Here is a 1,071-nt window from a genome sequence, read left to right as displayed (position 1 = left end):
TGCCGGTGCAGTACGCCGATTATGCGGCTTGGCAGCGTGCGCGGGTGGAGGGTGAGCTCCGCGACACCCAGGTGGCTTACTGGCGCAAGCGGTTGGAGGGCATGCCGGAACGCCTGGAACTCCCCGCCGACCGGCCGCGCCCCGCCAGGCGCGACTACCAGGGCGCCAACGTCCCGGTCACCATTCCGGCGCAGGTCGTGGAGCGGCTGCGCACCCTCGGCGCCGGCGAGAACGCCTCGCTGTTCATGACCATGGTCGCCTGCCTCGCCGTCGCGCTCTCCCGCGCCACCGGCCAGCACGACATCGTGGTCGGCACACCCGTGGCCGAACGGCCCAGGCCGGAGCTGGAGCCGCTGATCGGCTGCTTCCTCAACACGTTGGTGCTCCGTACCGACTGCTCGGGTGACCCCACCTTCCGGGAGGTGATCAGGCAGGTCAGGGCCACCACGCTGGACGCCTTCGCCAACGCCGAGGTCCCCTTTGAAGCGCTGATCGAAGACCTGCGGCCGGAGCGCGATCTGGGTGCGACACCGCTGGTGCAGGTCCTGTTCAGCCTGGAGGACGCCGACCGTCCGCCGATCGACGCCGGTGGCCTGAGCATGGAGTGGAGGCCGGTCGGCACCTCGACGGCCAAGTTCGACCTCACCATGTACCTCCGCAGGGAGCCGGGCGGCATCGGCGGCATCCTGGAGTACCGCACCGACCTGTTCGACGAGGCCACCGCCGAGCGCATCGCGACCCTCTACACCGAAATACTCGCCGCCGCGGCCGCCGAGCCGGAGCAGCGGCTGTCCGCGTCGCCTGCGCTCACCGCCGCCGACACCGAGACGATCGAGCGGTGGAACGCCACGGGCGGCCCGGAGGGCTTCGCGGCGCTGCCCGACCTGCTGGCGCGGCGGGTGGCCGCGACGCCGGACGCGCCCGCGGTGTGCGACGCCGACGGCACGTGGCTGACCTACGCCGAGTTCGGCGGGCGGGTCAACGCGCTGGCCAGAGCCTTGCGTGAGCGTGGTGTGCGGGTGGGCGACGTGGTGGGCGTGTGCCTGCCGCGCAGCGTCGACCTGGTGGTGG

At 72.2% G+C, this 1,071-nt stretch carries 1 protein-coding gene; it reads left to right on the top strand.

What is annotated here, in order from left to right; genetic code table 11:
• Positions 1-44: 44 nt before the first annotated feature.
• Positions 45-1,071 (top strand): condensation domain-containing protein (locus ACTWQA_RS59075; protein ID WP_443167513.1); only part of this gene is annotated, 1,027 nt, incomplete at its 3' end.

This window comes from Nonomuraea sp. 10N515B (assembly GCF_052245915.1).
Classification (GTDB): Bacteria; Actinomycetota; Actinomycetes; order Streptosporangiales; family Streptosporangiaceae; genus Nonomuraea.
The sequence above is the reverse complement of the archived record's forward strand: the minus strand, read 5'-3'. Positions and strand labels throughout refer to the sequence as shown.